The organism is Ruegeria sp. BC7 (assembly GCF_056539165.1).
Genome location: NZ_JBQFUL010000003.1, coordinates 414,524 through 432,996, shown reverse-complemented (window position 1 = coordinate 432,996; position 18,473 = coordinate 414,524). Strand labels below are relative to the sequence as shown.

General features: G+C 60.3%; 21 protein-coding genes. 11 read left to right on the top strand and 10 right to left on the bottom strand.

The annotated features are described in order from the left end of the window. Nucleotides 1-182 precede the first annotated feature (182 nt). The 6 genes from ACR0KS_RS11150 to ACR0KS_RS11125 all read left to right on the top strand — a co-directional run bounded on the left by ACR0KS_RS11150 (nt 183) and on the right by ACR0KS_RS11125 (nt 4,594). Entirely contained in the window at nt 183-614 is a 432-nt protein-coding gene (locus tag ACR0KS_RS11150) for a hypothetical protein (RefSeq protein WP_170564223.1), read from the top strand. Further along, on the top strand, nt 611-1,276 hold the full coding sequence (locus tag ACR0KS_RS11145; protein WP_170564220.1) for a MotA/TolQ/ExbB proton channel family protein: 666 nt from the start codon (nt 611-613) through the stop codon (nt 1,274-1,276). The genes ACR0KS_RS11150 and ACR0KS_RS11145 overlap by 4 nt, the downstream gene beginning before the upstream one ends. 31 nt (nt 1,277-1,307) lie before the next feature. Beyond that, on the top strand, nt 1,308-1,634 hold the full coding sequence (locus ACR0KS_RS11140) for a biopolymer transporter ExbD (protein ID WP_170564218.1): 327 nt from the start codon (nt 1,308-1,310) through the stop codon (nt 1,632-1,634). Next, the gene (locus ACR0KS_RS11135; protein ID WP_170387901.1) at nt 1,631-2,008 is read left to right on the top strand and encodes an ExbD/TolR family protein; all 378 of its coding nucleotides are present in this window, start codon (nt 1,631-1,633) and stop codon (nt 2,006-2,008) included. Before ACR0KS_RS11140 ends, ACR0KS_RS11135 begins: the two co-directional genes overlap by 4 nt. After that, entirely contained in the window at nt 2,005-3,135 is a 1,131-nt protein-coding gene (locus ACR0KS_RS11130; protein ID WP_170564215.1) for a TonB family protein, read from the top strand. Before ACR0KS_RS11135 ends, ACR0KS_RS11130 begins: the two co-directional genes overlap by 4 nt. A gap of 415 nt (nt 3,136-3,550) precedes the next feature. Then, nucleotides 3,551-4,594 (top strand): porin, encoded by a 1,044-nt coding sequence (locus ACR0KS_RS11125; protein WP_170564212.1) that lies wholly within the window; start codon nt 3,551-3,553, stop codon nt 4,592-4,594. Nucleotides 4,595-4,658: 64 nt separating this feature from the next. Here ACR0KS_RS11125 and ACR0KS_RS11120 read toward each other — a convergent pair whose 3' ends face one another. From ACR0KS_RS11120 to ACR0KS_RS11100, 5 genes are read right to left on the bottom strand one after another with little or no spacing between them, the layout of a single operon-like run. Beyond that, a complete protein-coding gene (locus tag ACR0KS_RS11120) occupies nt 4,659-5,201 on the bottom strand; it encodes a DUF3833 domain-containing protein (RefSeq protein ID WP_170564208.1) in 543 nt (180 codons plus the stop codon). After that, nucleotides 5,198-5,815 carry a DUF3833 domain-containing protein gene (locus ACR0KS_RS11115; protein ID WP_170564205.1) on the bottom strand — a complete coding sequence of 206 codons (618 nt, stop codon included), beginning with the start codon at nt 5,813-5,815 and terminating at the stop codon, nt 5,198-5,200. The genes ACR0KS_RS11120 and ACR0KS_RS11115 overlap by 4 nt, the downstream gene beginning before the upstream one ends. Further along, complete coding sequence (locus ACR0KS_RS11110) at nt 5,812-7,035, bottom strand: MFS transporter (RefSeq protein ID WP_170564202.1); 1,224 nt, start codon at nt 7,033-7,035, stop codon at nt 5,812-5,814. Before ACR0KS_RS11110 ends, ACR0KS_RS11115 begins: the two co-directional genes overlap by 4 nt. After that, nucleotides 7,035-7,580, bottom strand: a complete 546-nt coding sequence (locus tag ACR0KS_RS11105; protein WP_480693205.1) for a hypothetical protein — start codon at nt 7,578-7,580, stop codon at nt 7,035-7,037. The genes ACR0KS_RS11110 and ACR0KS_RS11105 overlap by 1 nt, the downstream gene beginning before the upstream one ends. Continuing rightward, nucleotides 7,531-8,865, bottom strand: coding sequence for an FAD-dependent oxidoreductase (locus tag ACR0KS_RS11100; protein ID WP_170564196.1), 1,335 nt, complete (start codon nt 8,863-8,865; stop codon nt 7,531-7,533). Before ACR0KS_RS11100 ends, ACR0KS_RS11105 begins: the two co-directional genes overlap by 50 nt. Nucleotides 8,866-9,056: 191 nt before the next feature. Here ACR0KS_RS11100 and ACR0KS_RS11095 point away from each other — a divergent pair, with 191 nt between their 5' ends. Then, nucleotides 9,057-9,782: an SDR family NAD(P)-dependent oxidoreductase gene (locus ACR0KS_RS11095; protein ID WP_170564194.1), complete on the top strand. Its 726-nt coding sequence runs from the start codon at nt 9,057-9,059 to the stop codon at nt 9,780-9,782. A 3-nt stretch (nt 9,783-9,785) separates the two neighbouring features. Here the strand turns inward: ACR0KS_RS11095 and ACR0KS_RS11090 are convergent, their stop codons facing one another. After that, entirely contained in the window at nt 9,786-11,438 is a 1,653-nt protein-coding gene (locus tag ACR0KS_RS11090; RefSeq protein WP_170564191.1) for a Y-family DNA polymerase, read from the bottom strand. Between the two features lie 61 nt (nt 11,439-11,499). Then, a complete protein-coding gene (locus ACR0KS_RS11085; protein ID WP_170564188.1) occupies nt 11,500-11,787 on the bottom strand; it encodes an I78 family peptidase inhibitor in 288 nt (95 codons plus the stop codon). Between the two features lie 130 nt (nt 11,788-11,917). Between ACR0KS_RS11085 and ACR0KS_RS11080 the strand changes: the two genes are divergently transcribed. Then, nucleotides 11,918-13,030, top strand: coding sequence for an S-(hydroxymethyl)glutathione dehydrogenase/class III alcohol dehydrogenase (locus ACR0KS_RS11080; RefSeq protein ID WP_170564185.1), 1,113 nt, complete (start codon nt 11,918-11,920; stop codon nt 13,028-13,030). Nucleotides 13,031-13,124: 94 nt separating this feature from the next. Then, nucleotides 13,125-13,304 (top strand): OST-HTH/LOTUS domain-containing protein, encoded by a 180-nt coding sequence (locus ACR0KS_RS11075; RefSeq protein WP_170564182.1) that lies wholly within the window; start codon nt 13,125-13,127, stop codon nt 13,302-13,304. A 10-nt stretch (nt 13,305-13,314) separates the two neighbouring features. Here the strand turns inward: ACR0KS_RS11075 and ACR0KS_RS11070 are convergent, their stop codons facing one another. The 3 genes from ACR0KS_RS11070 to ACR0KS_RS11060 form a co-directional block, all read right to left on the bottom strand. Further along, on the bottom strand, nt 13,315-14,253 hold the full coding sequence (locus tag ACR0KS_RS11070; RefSeq protein ID WP_170564778.1) for a DMT family transporter: 939 nt from the start codon (nt 14,251-14,253) through the stop codon (nt 13,315-13,317). A gap of 156 nt (nt 14,254-14,409) precedes the next feature. After that, a complete protein-coding gene (locus tag ACR0KS_RS11065; protein WP_170564179.1) occupies nt 14,410-14,823 on the bottom strand; it encodes a group III truncated hemoglobin in 414 nt (137 codons plus the stop codon). Between the two features lie 47 nt (nt 14,824-14,870). Next, nucleotides 14,871-17,789: an error-prone DNA polymerase gene (locus ACR0KS_RS11060; protein ID WP_170564177.1), complete on the bottom strand. Its 2,919-nt coding sequence runs from the start codon at nt 17,787-17,789 to the stop codon at nt 14,871-14,873. Between the two features lie 110 nt (nt 17,790-17,899). Between ACR0KS_RS11060 and ACR0KS_RS11055 the strand changes: the two genes are divergently transcribed. Next, the gene (locus tag ACR0KS_RS11055) at nt 17,900-18,172 is read left to right on the top strand and encodes a DUF1203 domain-containing protein (RefSeq protein WP_480693204.1); all 273 of its coding nucleotides are present in this window, start codon (nt 17,900-17,902) and stop codon (nt 18,170-18,172) included. Continuing rightward, a complete protein-coding gene (locus tag ACR0KS_RS11050; RefSeq protein WP_480693203.1) occupies nt 18,157-18,363 on the top strand; it encodes a DUF1203 domain-containing protein in 207 nt (68 codons plus the stop codon). The genes ACR0KS_RS11055 and ACR0KS_RS11050 overlap by 16 nt, the downstream gene beginning before the upstream one ends. Nucleotides 18,364-18,473 lie beyond the last annotated feature (110 nt).

Genomic DNA, 18,473 nt, shown 5'->3' with positions numbered 1-18,473 from the left:
TTCAGCCTTGGACCCCTGCGCACGGTCCCTGCGCTTTGGTTTGTGAAACATCTGTCTTGTGCCTTTAATCACAATGGCGTCGGTTGCCCTTTCGCGCTCTGTTCGTCTTGGATATGACGGTTAAAGCGTCGGCGATACGCGCCGGTCGTCCATGCCTGTGTTGCACAACTGGGAGCGCGTAAATGACGTTTCGCCTTTTGGCTCTTGCCGCGATAACCGTTTCTTTTCCGATGATAGCGCAGGCGCAATCCGAAGGGGCGGCGCAGTCCGGCCTTTTGATGGAGTTAAATACCGTTCAGGATGTCGAGGGTGCCTGCCGGCTTACCTTTCTGGTCGACAACAAGACCGGAGAGGCAATCGACTCGGTCAGTTTTGAAACGGTGATTTTCGATGCGTCCGGCAGTGTGGTCCGCTTGTCGCTGTTCAATTTCCGTGACCTGCCGGTTGACCGGCCTCGAGTGCGCCAGTTTGATTTGCCGGGTCTGACCTGTGATGGGCTGGGCCAAGCGTTGATCAATGGGGCAAACACCTGTGTTGTTGCCGGGACAGACAGTCAGCTTTGCGATGACGCGCTAAAGCTGAATAGCCGGACAGATGTGGAGTTGCTTGGATGAGCCCGCTGATCGCCCTTCGTGATATACTGGCCCTTGGCGGGCCGGTCGTCGGAATTCTCATCGCAATGTCCGTGGTGACGCTTGCGGTTACCCTTTACAAACTATGGCAGTTTGCGGCTTCGGGTGTCGGTCGCCACCGTGTTCTGTCTGAGGCGCTGGCTGCGTGGGACAACGGCGACACGCAGGGTGCTCGGGCGCGATTGGCGGAAAGCCGCAGCTATCTTGCCCCCTTGGTTGGGGCCGCTATGGATGCACCTGCCACGCCCGGTCTTGATCAACGACTGGATGCAGAAGCGGGGCTTGCACTTGCCGGGCTTGAGCGCGGGTTCCGACTGTTGGACACGGTGGCGCAGCTTGCGCCCCTGCTGGGGCTTTTCGGAACGGTGCTTGGGATGATCGAAGCCTTCCAGAGCCTTCAGTCTGCGGGGTCATCGGTTGATCCATCCTTGCTGGCCGGAGGCATCTGGGTCGCGCTGGTGACAACGGCGGTCGGACTTGCGGTTGCGATGCCCACGTCGATGGTTCTTTCATGGTTTGAAAGCCGCACAGCCCGGGAACGGGTTTTCGCGGACAAGGCGCTGCGCACGGTGCTGGTGCCGGGTCAGGGTATGTCCAACCCGGCCGAGACCAAAGCCGCGCTAGCCGCGCCTGAACATGCGTAACCGGGCACCCTTTGTCCGTAGGCCATTGTCGATGACTCCGCTCATCGACGTGATCTTTCTGCTGCTGCTGTTTTTCATGCTATCCTCGACATTCTCCAAATATGGCGAGATCGAGCTGAGCAATGCGACAGGCGGCGGGTCCGCTTCCGAAGCACAGGTCGAACGGCACTTCGTGCAACTCGGTGCTGAACGGCTGGATTTGAACGGTGCGCCGATAACATTGAATGAGCTGGGCGATCAGGTGGAAACAGGGCAGGTCCTTGTCAGCCTTGACCCCGACACGACGGCGCAGCGATTGGTTGACCTGCTGGTCCGGCTGCGCGGACGCGATGGGCTTAGTGTTCTGGTGCTGGAATGATCCGTTTCAAACGCCCTCGCCGCAAGCGCGACTCTACCATTGCCATGATCAACGTCATATTTCTGATGCTGATCTTCTTTCTGATCGCGGGAACCGTGGCGTCGCCGCTTGATCCCGACCTGAATCTCGTGGACACATCGGACCTTCAGGGGCGAGAGCCGCCGGACGCGCTTGTTCTTCACAGGGACGGTCGGATCACCTTTCGCGGCAAGGACATCGACCTTCAAAGCTATATGGACGGTCGCGAACCCGGAGCGGTACGTATTGTGCCCGACCGGGCGGCCTCTGGTCCGCGTCTGGTCGAGGTGACGGGGGATTTGCGCAGGCTGGGTGCAACGTCCGTGTATGTCGTTACTGAAAAGGCGCTGGAATGATCCGGCGATCGGTCGTCATAGCGGCTGTCGCCATACTTGTGTCTCTGCTTCTGCACGTGACGGGTTTGACATTCACCGCGCCAAGACTGGCCGAGCAACCGGCAGGTGAAAGCCCGGACGACAAGGTCGAGCTGGGGAATTCGTTCGAGGAGCTGGCCGAAGACAGCATTGAGCCGGTTGAACCAGAACCGAATGAAGCCCCTGAGCCGTTGGCCGAAGAACCCCCGGACCCGCCGGAAGTCCCCGTCAGCGAAGCGCTCGTGGCGTCGGAGGACCCGCAAGTTACACCCTCGCCTGATCTGGGCTCTGCAGAGGTGGTGAACCCCGTGGCGACCGAACCGGTCGAGCCTGACGTTGCCGAAACCGAGAGCACGTCCGATGGTGATAAAACCGCCAGCGAGGACATCGACGAAACACCGCCTGTCGCGCCGCAGGAGGTGGTTGAAACGCCGCAAGGTGAGCCTGACTCCGCAGCCGGTCCGGATGAAGCCCAGCCGGTCGAACCCTCGCAGCAACTCGCTGCGTTACCAGCGCCAGAAGTGGCTCCTGTCCCGGAGGTTTCGACGGTACCGGCTGTTCCGCTGGAAAGTGAGACCGTTGAACCGGACGTACCGGATGCATCAAACCCGGAAACGGCAGACGAAGCCTCGGAGCTGGCCGTGACATCTTCGATACGACCACAGCGCCCCGAACGCAGCGCCGCCACACAAAGGCAAGGGGTTCCGAACGGAGCGCGGGATTTCAGCAACCTTCAGTTCCCGTCCCAAGAGATCGAGTCACCTTTGACGACCTATCAGCGGAGGGGGATTGACGCTTTCACTTCGGGAAATACCGGAACCCGATCTGGTGGCCGCGGCCCTGGAAACTCGAACACCACCAACTATGCGGGACGGGTTCTGGTGCATCTCAACAGGGCACCGGTCGTGTTCGTGTCAGCTCGGGGTTTTGCGCAGGTCTTTTTCGAGATTAATCCAGATGGCACCTTGGCCTGGGTCGACGTGGTTGATAGTTCAGGATCACCCGAGGTTGACCGGGCGGCCAAGGCACAGGTGCGCGCGGCGTCTCCATTTCCACCTCCGCCAGGCGGTGCGAGCCGCAAGTTGTCGTTTTTCTATACGAGTAATTGACTATGCTCTGACTCTTTCGTCGTAACGCGTCTTACCCGCTGCGACAGTCGAACTGTCGCTCTGGCTGCACGACGCCACGAATCTTGTTTTTAACGATGTCCTCCGCCTTATAAGCTTGTGATCACAAACTCCGATTTGGCGTAACACTGGTAGTCCCAAAGTGATTTAAAGAGGGGGTATCATATTTTTTTAGTCAACTTTTTGTAACAATCGCGTGGATGCAGGAAAAACTCCATGAAAACATGCGCTTAGGTTTCAGCGGTGTGGGCTATGGGTATGTGCAAGGTTGCAACAGAATCCGACGCCGAGGGAAAGAATTTGTGCGCGTCCATTGTGCGCATGACGAATTTGAACGAATACGCGGGCAGCCGCTCTAGCGCGGCTATACTCCTCTCAAAAAACTTATGGATTAACCATGAAAAAAGTTCTCTTTGCATCGACTGCGCTGCTTGCAACCGCAAGCGTTGCCGCAGCGGAAATCCGGTTCAGCGGTTACGGCCGTTTCGGTCTTGGCTATGAAGAAGATCGCACGGGTACAGTTGCGAACTTCACCACCACCGCAAGCGGAGACATCGTTCGCGGAGCCAACGGTGTAGCTGACCCTGACGCGGTAGCCACAGAAGTTGACACCGACAGCACCATCCTGGTCTCGCGGTTCCGTCTGAACATCGACGCAAACGTCGAAACCGACAGCGGCGTTGAATTCCAGGGTCGTGTTCGTCTGCAAGCTGACGACGACGCGGGCAATGGTGAGCAGAACGAAGCCGGTCTGAACGGCGCACGTTTCTCGGTCATCTACAGCGGTCTGCGTGTTGACGCCGGCAACGTCTCGGGTTCGTTCGACAACCTGGGTGACTACTTCGGTACCGAGCCGGGCCTGGAACAGTTCCTGGGTCAGTACTCGGGCGTTAATTACTCGTTCCTCGAGTACAGCTCGACCGGTTCGGGCGCAAACGGCGTGTTCTTCCAGTACGCAGTTGGCGACCTGTCGTTCGGTGCTTCGTATGACCAGCGCACCCTGGCTCTGGCGGGTCAACCGCAAGACGCAGACCGTTGGGACATCTTCGCAAGCTACGTCTTCAACAACATCACCGCATCGCTGGCCTACGGTCAGACCGATCTGGTTGACGGCGAAGACCAAAGCCTGACCGTCTTCACGCTGGGCGCTGAACTGGGCGACTTCTACGGCACCCTGTTCGTTGCAGACGATGACGTCATCGACGACGCAGAAAACGGCACCGCATACGGTTTCTCGGTTGCTTACGACCTGGGCGCAGCGACCACCCTGCAGCTGGTTTACGGCGACGGTTCGGCTGACGACGACACCCGCAACATCGGTGTTGGCGCCATCTACGACCTGGGCGGCGGTGCATCGCTGCGCGGCGCAGTCGGCGAAATCAAGGACGGCGACGACGATGGCCGTATCCGTGCTGACTTCGGTGCTCAGTTCAACTTCTAAGTTGACCTGAACCATCAAGGTTCAAGGGCGGGTCTTCGGACCCGCCCTTTCTTGTTTCAACCTTCTACTTCTTTTCAAAAAAGAGAATGACTTCGCCCAGCCGGACGCCGTACCGAGAGACATAGGCGCGGTTCAGCAGGCGATTGTCCGACAGCAGCCACATCCAGTCATCGAAATTGACCCGCATCGTGCCGTCCTTGACGGGCAGGTCGATCTTGTATTTCCAGTTGAACGTGTCTCCACGCTCTACTCCGCTGGCGGTTCCAAGAACGCCGGGTGCGGTGCCGGTCCAGGTGTCTTCACCCGTTTTGGTCAGCGTCCAGATCCGCTGTTCCGTGGCCCCATCGTCATAGACGAAATCCTCAACCAGCGTGAGGGTTTCACCGTCCCATGTGCCGTCGATGTCGACGGTGAACCGGCGCGGGACGTTGCCCAGAACGTCCTGAAACTGGCCATATGCGACGGTCTTGCCTTCAAAAAATTCCTCTAGGTTCAACTGGCGGTCAGACAAGAAGGTTTTGGGCACGCGCGGCTTGGCCGAGCAGGATGCCAGAACGGTCACGCCGACAATCGCAATCGCCGAGATCACAAAGCGCCGCCAGTTCATTGAACCGCCCTCGCTTCTGACGCGCTGTCATAGCCATTCGCGCCGTTCAGATGGGCGGCCTTTGCCTCGGGTGCGGGGCGCATCGTTGCGACCAGTTCAGCGACCTTTACGCCGAATTTGCGCATCTCGGACCTGTTCATGATCACCCCGTTTTCGGTCAGGTACATCCAGTCGGTAACATCCAGCGTATGTCCTCCGGCGTCTTCGGGCAGCATGATGCGATAGGTCAGTTTGACGGTCGCGCCCGAAATCGTGCCTTTCCCCTCGCCCACGATATCATCCGCTGTTGCGGTAAAGGTGTTCCCGGTGCCCAGTGTCAGATACCATTTGCGGGCCATTTCCTTGCCATTGGAATATGTGAAGTATTCGGACAGCGTTCCAGTGTTTCCGTCCCATTCCCCGACCATGCGGGCGACGAAGCTGTTCGACATCTTGCCGTTGGGCCCATAGATCAGCCCTTCGGACAGGATTTCCCCGTTGAGAGCCTCTTTCATTTTGAACGTGGGTCCAGTCCCGGCATAGTCCGAAGGCGACTGCGCGCGAAAGCTCAGAAAGCGGCCTCTGGCGATGAGAAAGGCGAGGATGGCGAGTAGAAGGGCGGCAACGAGAGTCATTTGGCTGATACCTCAGTTGGCAGCGTCAGGACCATTCCGAACGCGCCGAGTTTCAGGATACAGGGAAGAACGGCATAGGCGAGGTTGAGCGTCTGCAACGCCGCCGCCGAATTGGTTTGCCCCGGTGTGAAGCCGCTGCGTTCCAGCAACGGCAGAGTGAAGAAGGCCGCGAGCGCAAGGCCCAGCTTGCCAGCGAAAGACCAAATGCCAAACGCAGCGGACGCGTTCAGACCAGCACGGGTCAAGGCGACCGAAAACATCGCGGGCAGCACGACCATGTCCGCGCCCAACGCCGCGCCTGAGGCAAGGCAGATCAGGGCAAATCCTGTCAGGTTTCCGGCGGATAACGAGGCCGCGCCGATAAACCCCGCAATCGCCAGTGGCATCGCGATCATCAGAGTCTGTTTCGGACCAATTCTATTGCTGAGGCGTGCCCAAAGCGGAACGCTTGCCCCGGCGCTGAGGAAAAACAGGATCAGCAGTGGACCGGCCTTGCCGGGCAGTTGCAGGCGGTCTTCCACAAAAAACAGGAACAAGGTCGAGGTTATTGCGACGGGCAAGCTGTTGATCAGTGCCAGCGCCAGCAGACGCAGTGCTCCGGACTGTCCTAGCCCGGTAAGCGACAATCCCTGACCGGTGATCGGGGTGCGCTGCCAGATGGGAAAGGTCACAACCAGCGTGACGATTGCCAGAACACCCAGAAACAGACCGAAGGCAGGGTAGCCCTGCGCACTTGCGCCAAAAGCCACAAACAGGGCGGGTGCACTAGCGGCAAGAACGACTCCGGCCAGTTGCCCGCCTTCGCGATAGGCCGCAAGGGTCATCAGGTCTTTGGCATCCGCGCGTTTCGCCAGCGTCGCGCTGCGGCCGTATAGAAGGATGGTCCCAAGGCTGTAGGCGGAAAAGAGAAGTATCAAGATAGACACTAACACAGACAGTTTTGCCCCATCGGGCAGGGAAAACAGCAATGGAAATCCAACAGCGAGGCCAAGTGCGGCCAGTGTCGCAAACAGCGCCTGCGCCCGCGGCCAACGATCTATGGCCCAGCCGATCAGAGGATCCTGTATCAGGTCCACCAGACGGATCACCAGTAGCACGGTTCCGATGACCCCCAGCCCAATGCCCAGATTGACGGCAGCAAAACGCGGCAGGTGAATGTACAGCGGAATACCCGCCGCAGCGAGCATCAGCGCATAGAGACTGACGCGCGGGTACAGCATCACTGCCCCTTCAACTGGCGGGTAAAGCTGGCGCTTCGCGTGTCTGCGCCAAGGAAAATGGACATGAAGGCGCGTTTTGCGCCGGGATAGGACAGGGTGCAGGTCTTTTGGCCGTTGCGCCAGAACCCAATCTTGTTGGGGCCTTCGGATATGGCGATATAGTTATCGCCCTTACCGACCGCCTTATAACACTGCTGAAGCGCGCTTTGCGACGGCGCGGGGTTTCCCTGTCGCGCCATCTCCTCCAACGTGGACTCGACCAGAGCCTTTTGCTTTAGCGTCTTCCGATATGTCAGCTTCAGGCCAAAATCGGCGTCCCAACTGAACGCCGCGCCGTTCGGGGTGAAAAGCTGGGCGTCGTAAACTGGTATGCCCAGAAACCGGAAGGTCGCGCTGCCGATCTGCTGCGGGCTGGATAGGGTTTGCGAGATCGGCGAGGCCGCCAGCCCGCACGGTATCAGCACGACAAGGCAGACCAGCGCAGCGCGTGACGTATCACAGATCCGCTGAGACAGGGATGGCCGGATCTTTTGCAAGAATGCCATTTTCAGCTCCGAGGGTTTGCGGGGCGCCGTTCAAAAGCCCGACGACATGCATCGCGCTGGCGATCCCGTCTTCGTGAAAACCGTGCCGGTTATAAGCTCCGGCAAACCAGGTTCGGTTCTGTCCCTGCATCTCGCGGATTTGCCCTTGGGCTTTCAGGGCTTCCTTGTCGAACACCGGATGAGCGAACTCGACCTGGTCATAGATTTTATCCGCAGGAATTTCTGAACCCGCGTTCAGCGATACAAACAGTGGATCGCTGTCGGGAATGTTCTGAAGGCGGTTCATCCAATATGTTACGCCCACATTTCCAGCCTGCGAGCGATAGGTCCAGCTGGACCAGCACGCGCGTCGCCGGGGCATCTGGCCGGGGTCGCAATGCAGGATCGCGGTGTTCGGCTGATACCGGATCGCGCCCAGAGCGTCCCTTTCGGCCGGTGTCGCGCTGTCGCCAAGGATGGCCAGCGATTGATCGGAATGGGTGGCCAGAATGATCTCGTCAAACTGGTCGATCTGACCCTGGCTGTGAACCGTGACACCGGAATCATCGCGCTTCACGTGATCGACGGGTGCCGCCAGGCGGACGTCGCAGCCGCGCCCGCGCAAGGCGGCGTCTATGCGGCGGACATATTCGATACTGCCGCCTTTGACCGTGTACCACTGGTGCTGTTTGGCGCGTCCACTGGCCAAAAGCGCATGGTTGCGGAAAAATTGCACCAGAGACCGCGCCGGGAACTGATCCACGAACTCGACCGGGGTCGACCAGATCGCACCGCACATCGGCATCAGATAGTTGTGGCGGAACCAGTGACCCAGACGCAGTTGGTCGACCAGCTCACCAATAGTGGTGTCATCGTCCTGCGCGGCAATGGGGGCCTCTTTGCCGAACCGCAGGATGTCCGCGATCATCTTGTAATAAGCCGGACGCGCCAGATTGCGTTTTTGAGCCGTCAACGTGCGCAGATTGTTCAGGCCGTATTCGATGCGGCCATTGTCGATTGTCGCGCCAAAACTCATTTCCGACTTGATGACGGGAACATTCAGCTCATCGAACAGTTTGGTCAGATAGGGGTAGGTCACATAGTTGAAGACGATGAAACCGGTATCCACCGGCTGATCGCCATTCTTTCCCGCCATCACCGTTCTGGCGTGGCCGCCCAGTCTGGGCTCGGCCTCAAAGACGGTCACGTCGTTGTTTTCTGAAAGGTAGTAAGCTGCGGAGAGACCTGAGATTCCTGCGCCAATTACTGCGATTTTTTTCCGGACGCCCCGGGATTCATCGAACATTCAAGCCTCGTTATGTGACATTTTACAATAAGATACGCAGACTGGGCCGGGGTGGATCAATCGGGTTATGAGAAATTCAGCTATGAGCACTGCAAAATCTTTAGGCGTTGAGGCCCATTTCCGGCCCCGGCGCGTGATCCATTGCCTTGGCGCGTCCGTAAAAGCATCACACGGAACGAAACGGTCGACGCATGAGCAGCTTTGATGGAAAAACCTATTGGATTATCGGCGCAAGCGAAGGGTTAGGGCGCGCTCTGGCCGACGCGCTTGGCCGTCAGGGGGCGCATCTGATCCTGTCCGCGCGCAATGCGGACCGTTTGGACGAAATCTGCGCAGCGCTTCCCAATGCCCGGTCCATTCCGATGGATGTAACCGATTTAGAGTCTGTTCGTGGCGCAGTTGCCAAGGCCGGGCCTGTCGATGGGCTGGTCTATAATGCGGGCGCTTATTATCCGATGCGCAGTCCTGACTGGAACACCGAAGCGGCCTTGGCCATGAGCGATGTCAACTATCTGGGTGCCGTTCGCGTGTTGGGGGAAACTGTCCCGGGATTTGTTCAAGCCGGTCGCGGTGAGATCACCCTGATCGGGTCTTTGGCGGGCTATCACGGCCTGCCGGCCGCTATCGGGTATGGGGCAAGCAAGGCGGCATTGATTTCCTTGGCGGAAACCATGCGACACGATCTGGCTGGAACCGGCGTAACGGTGCGCATCGTCAACCCGGGTTTCATCAAAACCCGCCTGACCGAGAAGAACAGTTTCAAGATGCCGATGCTGATGACGCCCGAGGATGCGGCCGCGCGCGTGGTCAAGGCGATGTCGCGGCGTCGGTTCCGCACCGATTTCCCGGCTCCGTTTTCCTGGGTGATCCGATTGATCGACTATCTGCCAGATATTCTTGTTTTTCGCGGAAAATAGACTCTAACAAAACTGACCGTGGCAAAACCAACCCGCTGACATGGTGCCGCCATGTCCGTAGAACAGCCAGAGCCGTTCCCCTTGTTCGGTCACCACCACCCAGTAATCGCGCACGCCGCTGCGCCAGTTGGGATCGTCCAGCCACCATTCCGGCGCGATCCGTTCCGGGCCGGTCGCCTGCGCCAATTGCCAGTCGCGCCCACGCCAACGAAAGGCGCTGGGCACGTCCGGAGTGTCCGGGGCCATTACCGGTTCGGGCTGCCACATCTGCAAGGGGCGCGGGCGCGGCGGCGCAGGCCAGTCGCGCGCCGGTTCCGACCATGCGGCGGCCAGTGTCTGCGCGGTCTTCTCGGGGATGTGCGAGGCCGCAGGGTGTCGCCGTGTGATCGCCTCCAGCCCGACCCGCGCGCCCAGTTTGCCGATCAGATCCTCGACGGCGGTGTTGCCGTCCAGCCGCTCGCGCACGGCGCGGCGTGCCTCGGCATGGCCCGTCATGGTGCGGGCGTGGATCGGTTCGGTCTGCACCGCCTCAAGCCGCAACATGTCGATGCCATAGCCCGCGTCGATCTTGTCAATTTTCATCTCTAACAAAGGGCGAATGCGGTGTTTGTCATAAGTCGGACGCGCCAGACCGACCTCGATAACCTCGGCTGCCTGATCCGCGCGATGCGCCTCAAGCCGCAATGTTCGTACCCCGCGCGCTTTCTCCTCCAGCTTGGTGCAGAGCGTCGGCAGAACCCGGTCGATCGCGGCCATCACATCCTCTGTCAGGCCAATCGGGTTGGGCAGAGTCATCCGCACCGCAAAGTGATGTGGCGCGCGCGCGGGTGAGACCGGCTCGGGCGCGCTGCCCATCGCCTGATCCAGCCGCAACACCAGCCCCCGCCCGAACCGCCGCGCCAATGACGCGCGTGGTTGGCCCAGCAAATCCCCGATCCGGCGCAGGCCCAGACGGTTCAACTGTGCCACCACCTGATCCTCAAGCCGCAGCGCCGCGATGGGCAAGGGGCTGAGCGCGCCATAAGATTGCCCCGGTGCCGCAATGCGTGCGCCCCCGCCCAATGCCATCACCTGCGGTGCGGCCCCGCCCTTGGTCCAGTGCCGCCGCTTGGTGGCACGGGCGCGGGTGGCGCGGGCCTCTTGGCTGATGGCGTCGCCATTGCGGTCGGATGTGGCCTCTTGCCCCGCGTATCGTGCCAGCGCCCAGGCCGCACCCAGCGTGTCGGCGATGCCCATCTGTACGCTTAGACCCATATCGGCGCAGTCGGTTTCGATCACGTTCAGCAACGCCTCTTCCCCGCCGAACAGATGCGCGCAGCCTGACAGGTCAACGATCAAGCCATCCGGGGCTTCCTCGGCCACCCACGGGCTGAACTTGCCCACCCAGCGGCGCAACGCAGTCAGAAAGGCAGCCTCGGCCGGGGCGTTTCGGGGGCGGGTGATCAGGGCGGCGCACATGGCGTGGGCATCACGCACGGGCTGACCCACGCGCAACCCGGCGGCCTGCGCCTGATCATTCAGCGAGGTGACAACCTGCATGTTTGACTGTTCAGCCACTACAGCCAAAGGCCCATCCTGCAGCCCCCGCGCAGCGCGGACCAGCCGTTCAGCCCCCAGGCGGGGGAACCAGAGTGAGAGTATTCGGCGTTTGGGCATCGGCAGACATCAAAATGTTCCCATTTTGTTCTTATCCGAGAATCACACCCCGAGTCCACGCCTACCCGCAGGTCAGGCGTTGAATGATCCCTGTGCCATTGATGTACACGTTCAGCCGGTCAATGCGGTAATCCTGCGTGGCGATATCATCGGGGCCAAGAACGCGCGACCGTTCCGGCAACTGCGCCTGAATGGTCGAGACCGGTTGGCCGACGGAATCGGAAAATGCCTCGCCCTGACAGAAGGCCAAATCAACCGGAGCGGCTTCGGGTTGGGTCGCGGCGTCTTCGGTCGCGGGTGTCTCAGCACAGGCTGCCAACAGGACCAGCGCGGGAAAAAATCGATGCATTGGCGTTTCTCCTACTGACAACGTCGTTACTGCAATATCAAACAATTAGCCAATCTGTCACGAAAGCATAGTTGAAAATACCCTGCAATTAACGCAGGGTCGGGGCAAATCAGACACGGAGATAAGTACAATGCGTACCCGCGCCGCCGTCGCCGTTCAGGCGGGCAAACCTTTGGAAGTGATGGAAGTGAACCTTGAAGGCCCAAAAGCGGGTGAGGTTCTGGTCGAGATCAAAGCCACCGGTATTTGCCACACGGATGAATTCACCCTATCGGGTGCCGATCCAGAGGGGTTGTTTCCCGCCATTCTCGGCCATGAAGGTGCCGGAGTCGTGGTTGAGGTCGGTCCGGGTGTGACCAGCCTAAAGCCGGGCGACCATGTGATCCCGCTCTACACCCCCGAATGTCGCGAGTGTGAATACTGTCTGCACCCCAAGACCAACCTGTGCCAGGCGATCCGCGAAACGCAGGGCAAGGGTCTGATGCCCGACGGCACGTCGCGCTTTTCGACCTTGGATGGTGATCCGATCCTGCACTACATGGGCTGCTCGACCTTCGCCAACCACACGGTTCTGCCCGAGATCGCGCTGGCCAAGGTGCGCCCGGACGCGCCTTTCGACAAGATCTGCTATATCGGCTGCGGCGTGACCACCGGTATCGGAGCCGTCATCAACACCGCCAAGGTGGAAATCGGCAGCCGCGCCATCGTGTTCGGTCTGGGCGGTATTGGCTTGAACGTGATTCAGGGTTTGCGTCTGGCCGGGGCCGATCAGATCGTCGGCGTCGATCTAAACCCTGCCAAGGTCGAGATGGCGACCAAGTTCGGCATGACCGATTTCGTGAACCCGGCCGAGGTCGAGGGCGATCTGGTGCCCTATCTGGTCAATCTGACCAAGGGCGGCGGTGACTACACCTTTGATGCCACCGGCAATGTGGGCGTGATGCGCGCCGCACTGGAATCGGCGCATAAGGGCTGGGGTGAATCGATCATCATCGGCGTGGCACCTGCGGGGGCCGAAATCTCGACCCGTCCGTTCCAACTGGTCACCGGGCGGTCGTGGCGCGGCACGGCCTTCGGTGGCGCGCGGGGCCGGACCGACGTGCCCAAGATCGTCGACTGGTACATGGACGGCAAGATTGAGATCGACCCGATGATCACGCACACCATGGGTCTGGACGACATCAACCATGGGTTTGACCTGATGCATAAGGGTGAGAGCATCCGTTCGGTCGTAGTATACTGATAAAGCTAAAATAAATTCACGGGGCGGGCTTTTGCTCGCCCCTTTTGTTCTTACATTCACCCTCGAGAATACTATTTCAGGTTGAGGGATTGAATTGACAACACGGAATACCGACCGCCTTGCTGTCGTCGGCAGTCAGCAGGGCAATATCTATCCAGACTTTGACGCACAAACATACGGGCACAAAAGATTGAGCGATTTGGTGCGGGCCATCGACCGTTTTGACAAGAGCGGTACAAACGGCGATCTCAAGATCAGATGTGGGGAAGTTTGAAGAGAGAGATTTATTTCCCCGGCCGCGATGCACCCGTATCCGACCGAGGTGAGCGTACCCGCAGAACCGGAGTGTTGACCGATGAGGTATTCGCCCGGCTCTCGCGCCAGACGACAAAGACGCCGGAGGCGATGATGATGCTGGCCCCGACCGCGACCCAGCCGTCGGGTCGTTCGCCGAAAAAGATCATGCCGAACAGCGTGGCCCAGATGATCTGGCTGTACTGGCTGGGTGCGACGACTCCGGCGGGCGCAGCGCGGTAGGCCAGAATGATCAGGTGCTGGGCGATGACTGAAAACACTCCAACCAGCGCCATCATCGCCAGATGCAACAGCGAGGGCGGCAGGTAGACGGCGGGTTGGGCCAGACTCATCACCGCGATGGCCAGCAGCATCGGGTAGAGGATCAGCACGGCCGAGCGTTCCTCATTCCCGATTTTGCGCACCAGAACGGACGCAAACGCGCTGCAAAACGCAGCGGTCAGGGCGGCAAGATGGCCAAGCGTGATGTCCGTCGCCCCGGGGCGCAAAACGATCAGCACGCCGATCAGACCAACGCCGACGGCGGCCCAGCGTTGGGCGCGCACGACCTCTCCCAAAATGGGGATCGACAGGACTGTTACGATCAGCGGGAAGGAAAACAGCAGCGAGTACACCTCGGCCAGTGGCAGGACAGAAAAGGCATAGAACGCGCAGGACATTGCCGTAACCATCAGGCCGGACCGCAACAGCACCAGCCACGGGTGGTGCGGCAGGAAGTTCCCGGTGGTGCGGTCGGTCAGGATCGTCACCGCCATTGGCACGAACGAGAAAAGCGTGGCGAAAAAGATGATCTGCATCACCGAGTAGGTGCCACCCAGCACCTTGATCAGCGCGTCATGGCTGGCAAAAACCGCAAAGCCAAGAAACGCATAGCCAAGTCCCCGGAGGGTGGTGTTCTGAGTGCTCATTGCTGTGGTCTCGGTCACTGGGTCGGTGTGGCGGCGATCTGCCATTACAGCGCGGACCAATTCCCCGGGCTGTCTTTTGTGTTGATTAAACCCAATTTGGCGAGGCGCATAGCCCTTATTTTATCGCTAACATGGCAAAGCCGCCATGATCTGTGGTCATCGCAGGATCGGCGGCGCGTCCTTTGGCTGGCGCGCGGATTGCACCCCGGCCTTCATCCCCACGCCGATTCTGCGCGCCAGCGCGACCCACGGGGTGGCGGTTTCAGGCGGTAGGGTATGGGCAGCGACCTCCTCGAACAGGTCGAGCCAATGGGCGAACATCTCGGGCTGAACGTCTGGACGTTCAACATGAACCCGCTGCGGATTACCGTCATAGCTGCGCTCAAACAGGATGGCGTTGCGCCAGAAGGCGGCGATCTTGTCCTCATGCGCGGGCCAGTCGTGGACGTGTTTGTTGAAGACCGGTCCCAGCACTGCATCCTCGCGCACGCGGGCATAGAAGGCGCGGACTTGTGCGTTGATCTGGTCCGGTGTCGCGGGAAAGCGCGGCGGCAGGGTGGGTCGGGTCATCTGTGTCTCGGGTTTCGGCTCTGTTTCGGGCATACCCGGCTGTGCGTTTAGGCAACAGGCGTGGTTTTGTCGCGCGGCTCGGGCGTCAGCAGATGCCGGATCAGGGCCACCGGATGCGCCTTGAGGCTGAGGCGGGTGGCCACGTAATCCTCGATCACCTGCTCGCCCAAAGTCATCTGCGGCAGATAGGCTTCGGGTTCATCCAGCGCCTCGCCCTCCAGATCCTGCGAGAACAGCGGCAGGGGTTTCGCGGTGGCAATCGCCTTGGCTTGCCACAACGCCTCGCGCCGGGTCAGATCGCAGGCGGCGAAGGCATCAGCCTCGGCCAGCCGTTCGATCACCGCAGGGCCAAGCCCCGCGCGCCGCCATACGTCATCGACCTGATGGTAGCCATTGCCGCGCGCGGCGGTCAGCCAACTGGCGTCTTCCTCGCCCAAGCCCTTGATCTGGCGGAACCCCAGCCGCAGGGCCAGCCCGCCATGACCGTCGGGTTCCATCACATTGTCCCAGAAACTTGCATTGATGCAGATCGGGCGCACCTGTACGCCATGTTCACGCGCATCCCGCACGATTTGCGCCGGAGCGTAAAACCCCATCGGTTGCGAGTTCAGCAGCGCGCAGGCAAAGATGCCCGGATGGTGGCATTTGATCCAGGCCGAGGCATAGACCAGCAGCGCAAAGCTGGCCGCGTGGCTTTCGGGGAAGCCGTAGGAGCCGAAGCCCTCGATCTGGGAAAAACAGCGCTCGGCAAAGTCGTCGTCATAGCCGTTCCGCTTCATCCCGCGCAGGAACAGCGCGCGGAATTCGCTGACATTGCCGTGCTTTTTGAACGTCGCCAGCGATCGCCGCAGCCGGTCGGCCTGTTCCGGGGTGAACCCCGCACCGACAATGGCGATCTGCATGGCCTGTTCCTGAAACAGGGGCACGCCCAGCGTTTTGCCCAGCACCTCGCCCAGCGCGTCCGAGGGGAAGCTGACCTCCTCCTCTCCGTTCCGGCGACGGATATAGGGGTGGACCATGTCGCCTTGAATAGGGCCGGGGCGGATGATGGCGACTTCGATCACCAGATCATAGAAATTGCGGGGCCGCATCCGGGGCAGGAAGTTCATCTGGGCGCGTGATTCCACCTGAAACACGCCGACACTGTCCGCCTTGCACAGCATGTCATAGACCACCGGATCCTCGGGCGGCAGGGTGGCGAGGGTATAGCCCGTCTGGTGGTGCTGCGTGATCAGGTCGAACGCCTTGCGGATGCAGGTGAGCATCCCAAGGCTGAGCACATCGACCTTCAGAATACCCAGACTGTCGATATCGTCCTTGTCCCAGCAGATGACCGTGCGGTCCTCCATCGTGGCGTTTTCGATGGGGACAAGCTCGTCCAAGCGTCCTTCGGTGATGATGAAACCGCCCACATGCTGCGAGAGGTGACGGGGAAAGCCGTCGATCTCATAGACCAGCATTAGAGTCTGTTTCAGCCGTCGATCTTCGGGGTCGAGGCCGATTTCGCGCATCCGTTCGGCCTCCAACCCCTTGGCCGAGAAGAACCCCCAGAGCTGCGAGGACAGTGCCGAAATGGTGTCCTCGGTCAGGCCCATCGCGCGGCCGACCTCACGGATGGCGCGCTTACCGCGATAGTGCACGACCGTGGCGCAGAGCCCCGCGCGTTCGCGGCCATAGCGGTCATAAATATGCTGGATCACCTCCTCGCGGCGTTCATGTTCAAAGTCGACGTCGATATCGGGGGGCTCGTCCCGTGCCTCAGAGACGAAACGCTCAAAAACCATCGTGCCCATCTCGGGGCTGACCTCGGTGATGCCGAGGCAGAAGCAGACCACCGAATTGGCCGCTGAACCGCGCCCTTGGCACAGGATGCCGCGCGAGCGGGCGAAATGGACGATATCGCGGACGGTCAGGAAATAGGGTTCATATTTCAGTTTGCCGATCAGGGTCAGCTCATGCGCCAGCATTTTGTGCGCTTTCTCTGACGCGCCTGCCGGATAGCGCCATTTCAACCCCTCATGCGCCAGGCGGTGCAGGCGTTCGGTCGGGGTTTCCTGTTCGCTGCCCTCGCTAGGGTATTCATAGCGCAGCTCATCGAGTGAAAAGGTGAGCTGCTCGCTGAGCATATGGGCGCGGGTGACAGCGCCCTCATGACCCGTGAAGATACGTAGCATTTCGGCCTCGGACCGCAGGCGCTGTTCACCATTGGTCAGCGCATTGCGGCCCAGATCATCGACCTTACGACGCAGGCGGATGGCTGTCAGCACATCGGCCAGCTTGCGGCGGGTGCCGTGGTGCATCATCGGCGCGGCACTGGCGAGGGTGGGGATGCCGAGTTGCTTTGATTCAGTCTCTAATAAAGGAAAATATGTGGTATCCGCACCGTCATACCTGGGATGCATCAGCAGATGCATCCGCCCGGCAAAGCGGCGCGTCAACTGCTGCGCCTGTGTCCGCCACGCGTCCGCGCCGCCCTGTGACCGGGTCGCCTGTGGCCAGAGCAGCAGGTGGAGACCGTCGGAAAACTCCATCAGGTCGGACAGGTGCAGGATGCAGTCACCTTTTTCAGCCCGCAGGCGGCCTGCGGACAGGATACGGCACAGGTTGCCCCAGCCTTGTCGGTTCAGCGGCAGGGCGGTGACGGTGGGTGCGTCGGTAAAGATCAGCCGCGCGGCAGGGATCAGGCGGGGGACCGCGTGGATCGGATACGAGGGCGGTTTGGGGATGTGATCGGGGCAGGGCGGGCCGACAGAGGTGTTCTGCGCCTCCCACTCTAGCCGTTCGCGCACCTTGCGGGCGATCTCGCGCGCTTGGGTGTGGGCGCGGACGATCCCGGCGACCGAGTTGTCGTCGGCAATCGCGATGGCGGGCAGGCCCAGGGTGACGGCACGCTCCATGTACTCCTCGGGGTGGGACGCCCCGGTGAGGAAGGTGAAATTCGACGTGATCGACAGCTCGGCATACATGGCGATTCCATATTATATTCACCTTTTGTTCTTTTTCGAGTCCTTTGCGCAGGAAACGGGTCGCTTGGCTTTGCGACGCTGGGCAGGGTGGGCAAAAAGAGAGGCCTGACATGTTCAAGATCACTGCACTGCCCACCGACGAGGTGCGCGCCCTCCAAGCCGGTGGGCCGGACGCCTACAGCACAGCCCCCGAACGGGCCATTTCAACCGGTGCAGGCAATCCCTGCCGGCACTGTTTGCAGAACATCCCGGAGGGCGAAGGCATGTTGATACTGGCGTATCGCCCTTTTTTAGAGACACATTCTTACGCAGAAACCGGCCCGATCTTTTTGTGCAGCAGCCCGTGCGACCGTACGAAGGCGACGCAATGCCCGAAATCCTGACCACCGCGCCCGACTATCTGATCAAGGGGTATGGAGGGGACGACCGGATTGTCTATGGCACCGGGGTGATTGCCCCGGCGCAGGGCATCTCGACAGCGGTTGAGGGGATATTCGCCCGGTCAGATGTCGCCTATATTCACGTTCGGTCTGCGCGAAACAACTGTTACCAGGCCCGGATCGACCGCATTTAACCTGTTTGAGGGCGCAGCTACATGCCTTTGCCAACCACCGATGATCCTGATTGCCGCATCGCGCATGCGGCACTTGCCCCCGGTTTGCGCATCGCTCATAAACGCAGTGA

Coding starts and splice junctions, on each gene's coding strand:
- ACR0KS_RS11150 (WP_170564223.1), top strand. CDS start 183: ATGACGTTTCGCCTTTTGGCTCTTGCCGCGATAACCGTTTCTTTTCCG.
- ACR0KS_RS11145 (WP_170564220.1), top strand. CDS start 611: ATGAGCCCGCTGATCGCCCTTCGTGATATACTGGCCCTTGGCGGGCCG.
- ACR0KS_RS11140 (WP_170564218.1), top strand. CDS start 1,308: ATGACTCCGCTCATCGACGTGATCTTTCTGCTGCTGCTGTTTTTCATG.
- ACR0KS_RS11135 (WP_170387901.1), top strand. CDS start 1,631: ATGATCCGTTTCAAACGCCCTCGCCGCAAGCGCGACTCTACCATTGCC.
- ACR0KS_RS11130 (WP_170564215.1), top strand. CDS start 2,005: ATGATCCGGCGATCGGTCGTCATAGCGGCTGTCGCCATACTTGTGTCT.
- ACR0KS_RS11125 (WP_170564212.1), top strand. CDS start 3,551: ATGAAAAAAGTTCTCTTTGCATCGACTGCGCTGCTTGCAACCGCAAGC.
- ACR0KS_RS11120 (WP_170564208.1), bottom strand. CDS start 5,201: ATGAACTGGCGGCGCTTTGTGATCTCGGCGATTGCGATTGTCGGCGTG.
- ACR0KS_RS11115 (WP_170564205.1), bottom strand. CDS start 5,815: ATGACTCTCGTTGCCGCCCTTCTACTCGCCATCCTCGCCTTTCTCATC.
- ACR0KS_RS11110 (WP_170564202.1), bottom strand. CDS start 7,035: ATGCTGTACCCGCGCGTCAGTCTCTATGCGCTGATGCTCGCTGCGGCG.
- ACR0KS_RS11105 (WP_480693205.1), bottom strand. CDS start 7,580: ATGGCATTCTTGCAAAAGATCCGGCCATCCCTGTCTCAGCGGATCTGT.
- ACR0KS_RS11100 (WP_170564196.1), bottom strand. CDS start 8,865: ATGTTCGATGAATCCCGGGGCGTCCGGAAAAAAATCGCAGTAATTGGC.
- ACR0KS_RS11095 (WP_170564194.1), top strand. CDS start 9,057: ATGAGCAGCTTTGATGGAAAAACCTATTGGATTATCGGCGCAAGCGAA.
- ACR0KS_RS11090 (WP_170564191.1), bottom strand. CDS start 11,438: ATGCCCAAACGCCGAATACTCTCACTCTGGTTCCCCCGCCTGGGGGCT.
- ACR0KS_RS11085 (WP_170564188.1), bottom strand. CDS start 11,787: ATGCATCGATTTTTTCCCGCGCTGGTCCTGTTGGCAGCCTGTGCTGAG.
- ACR0KS_RS11080 (WP_170564185.1), top strand. CDS start 11,918: ATGCGTACCCGCGCCGCCGTCGCCGTTCAGGCGGGCAAACCTTTGGAA.
- ACR0KS_RS11070 (WP_170564778.1), bottom strand. CDS start 14,253: ATGAGCACTCAGAACACCACCCTCCGGGGACTTGGCTATGCGTTTCTT.
- ACR0KS_RS11065 (WP_170564179.1), bottom strand. CDS start 14,823: ATGACCCGACCCACCCTGCCGCCGCGCTTTCCCGCGACACCGGACCAG.
- ACR0KS_RS11060 (WP_170564177.1), bottom strand. CDS start 17,789: ATGTATGCCGAGCTGTCGATCACGTCGAATTTCACCTTCCTCACCGGG.
- ACR0KS_RS11055 (WP_480693204.1), top strand. CDS start 17,900: ATGTTCAAGATCACTGCACTGCCCACCGACGAGGTGCGCGCCCTCCAA.
- ACR0KS_RS11050 (WP_480693203.1), top strand. CDS start 18,157: ATGCCCGAAATCCTGACCACCGCGCCCGACTATCTGATCAAGGGGTAT.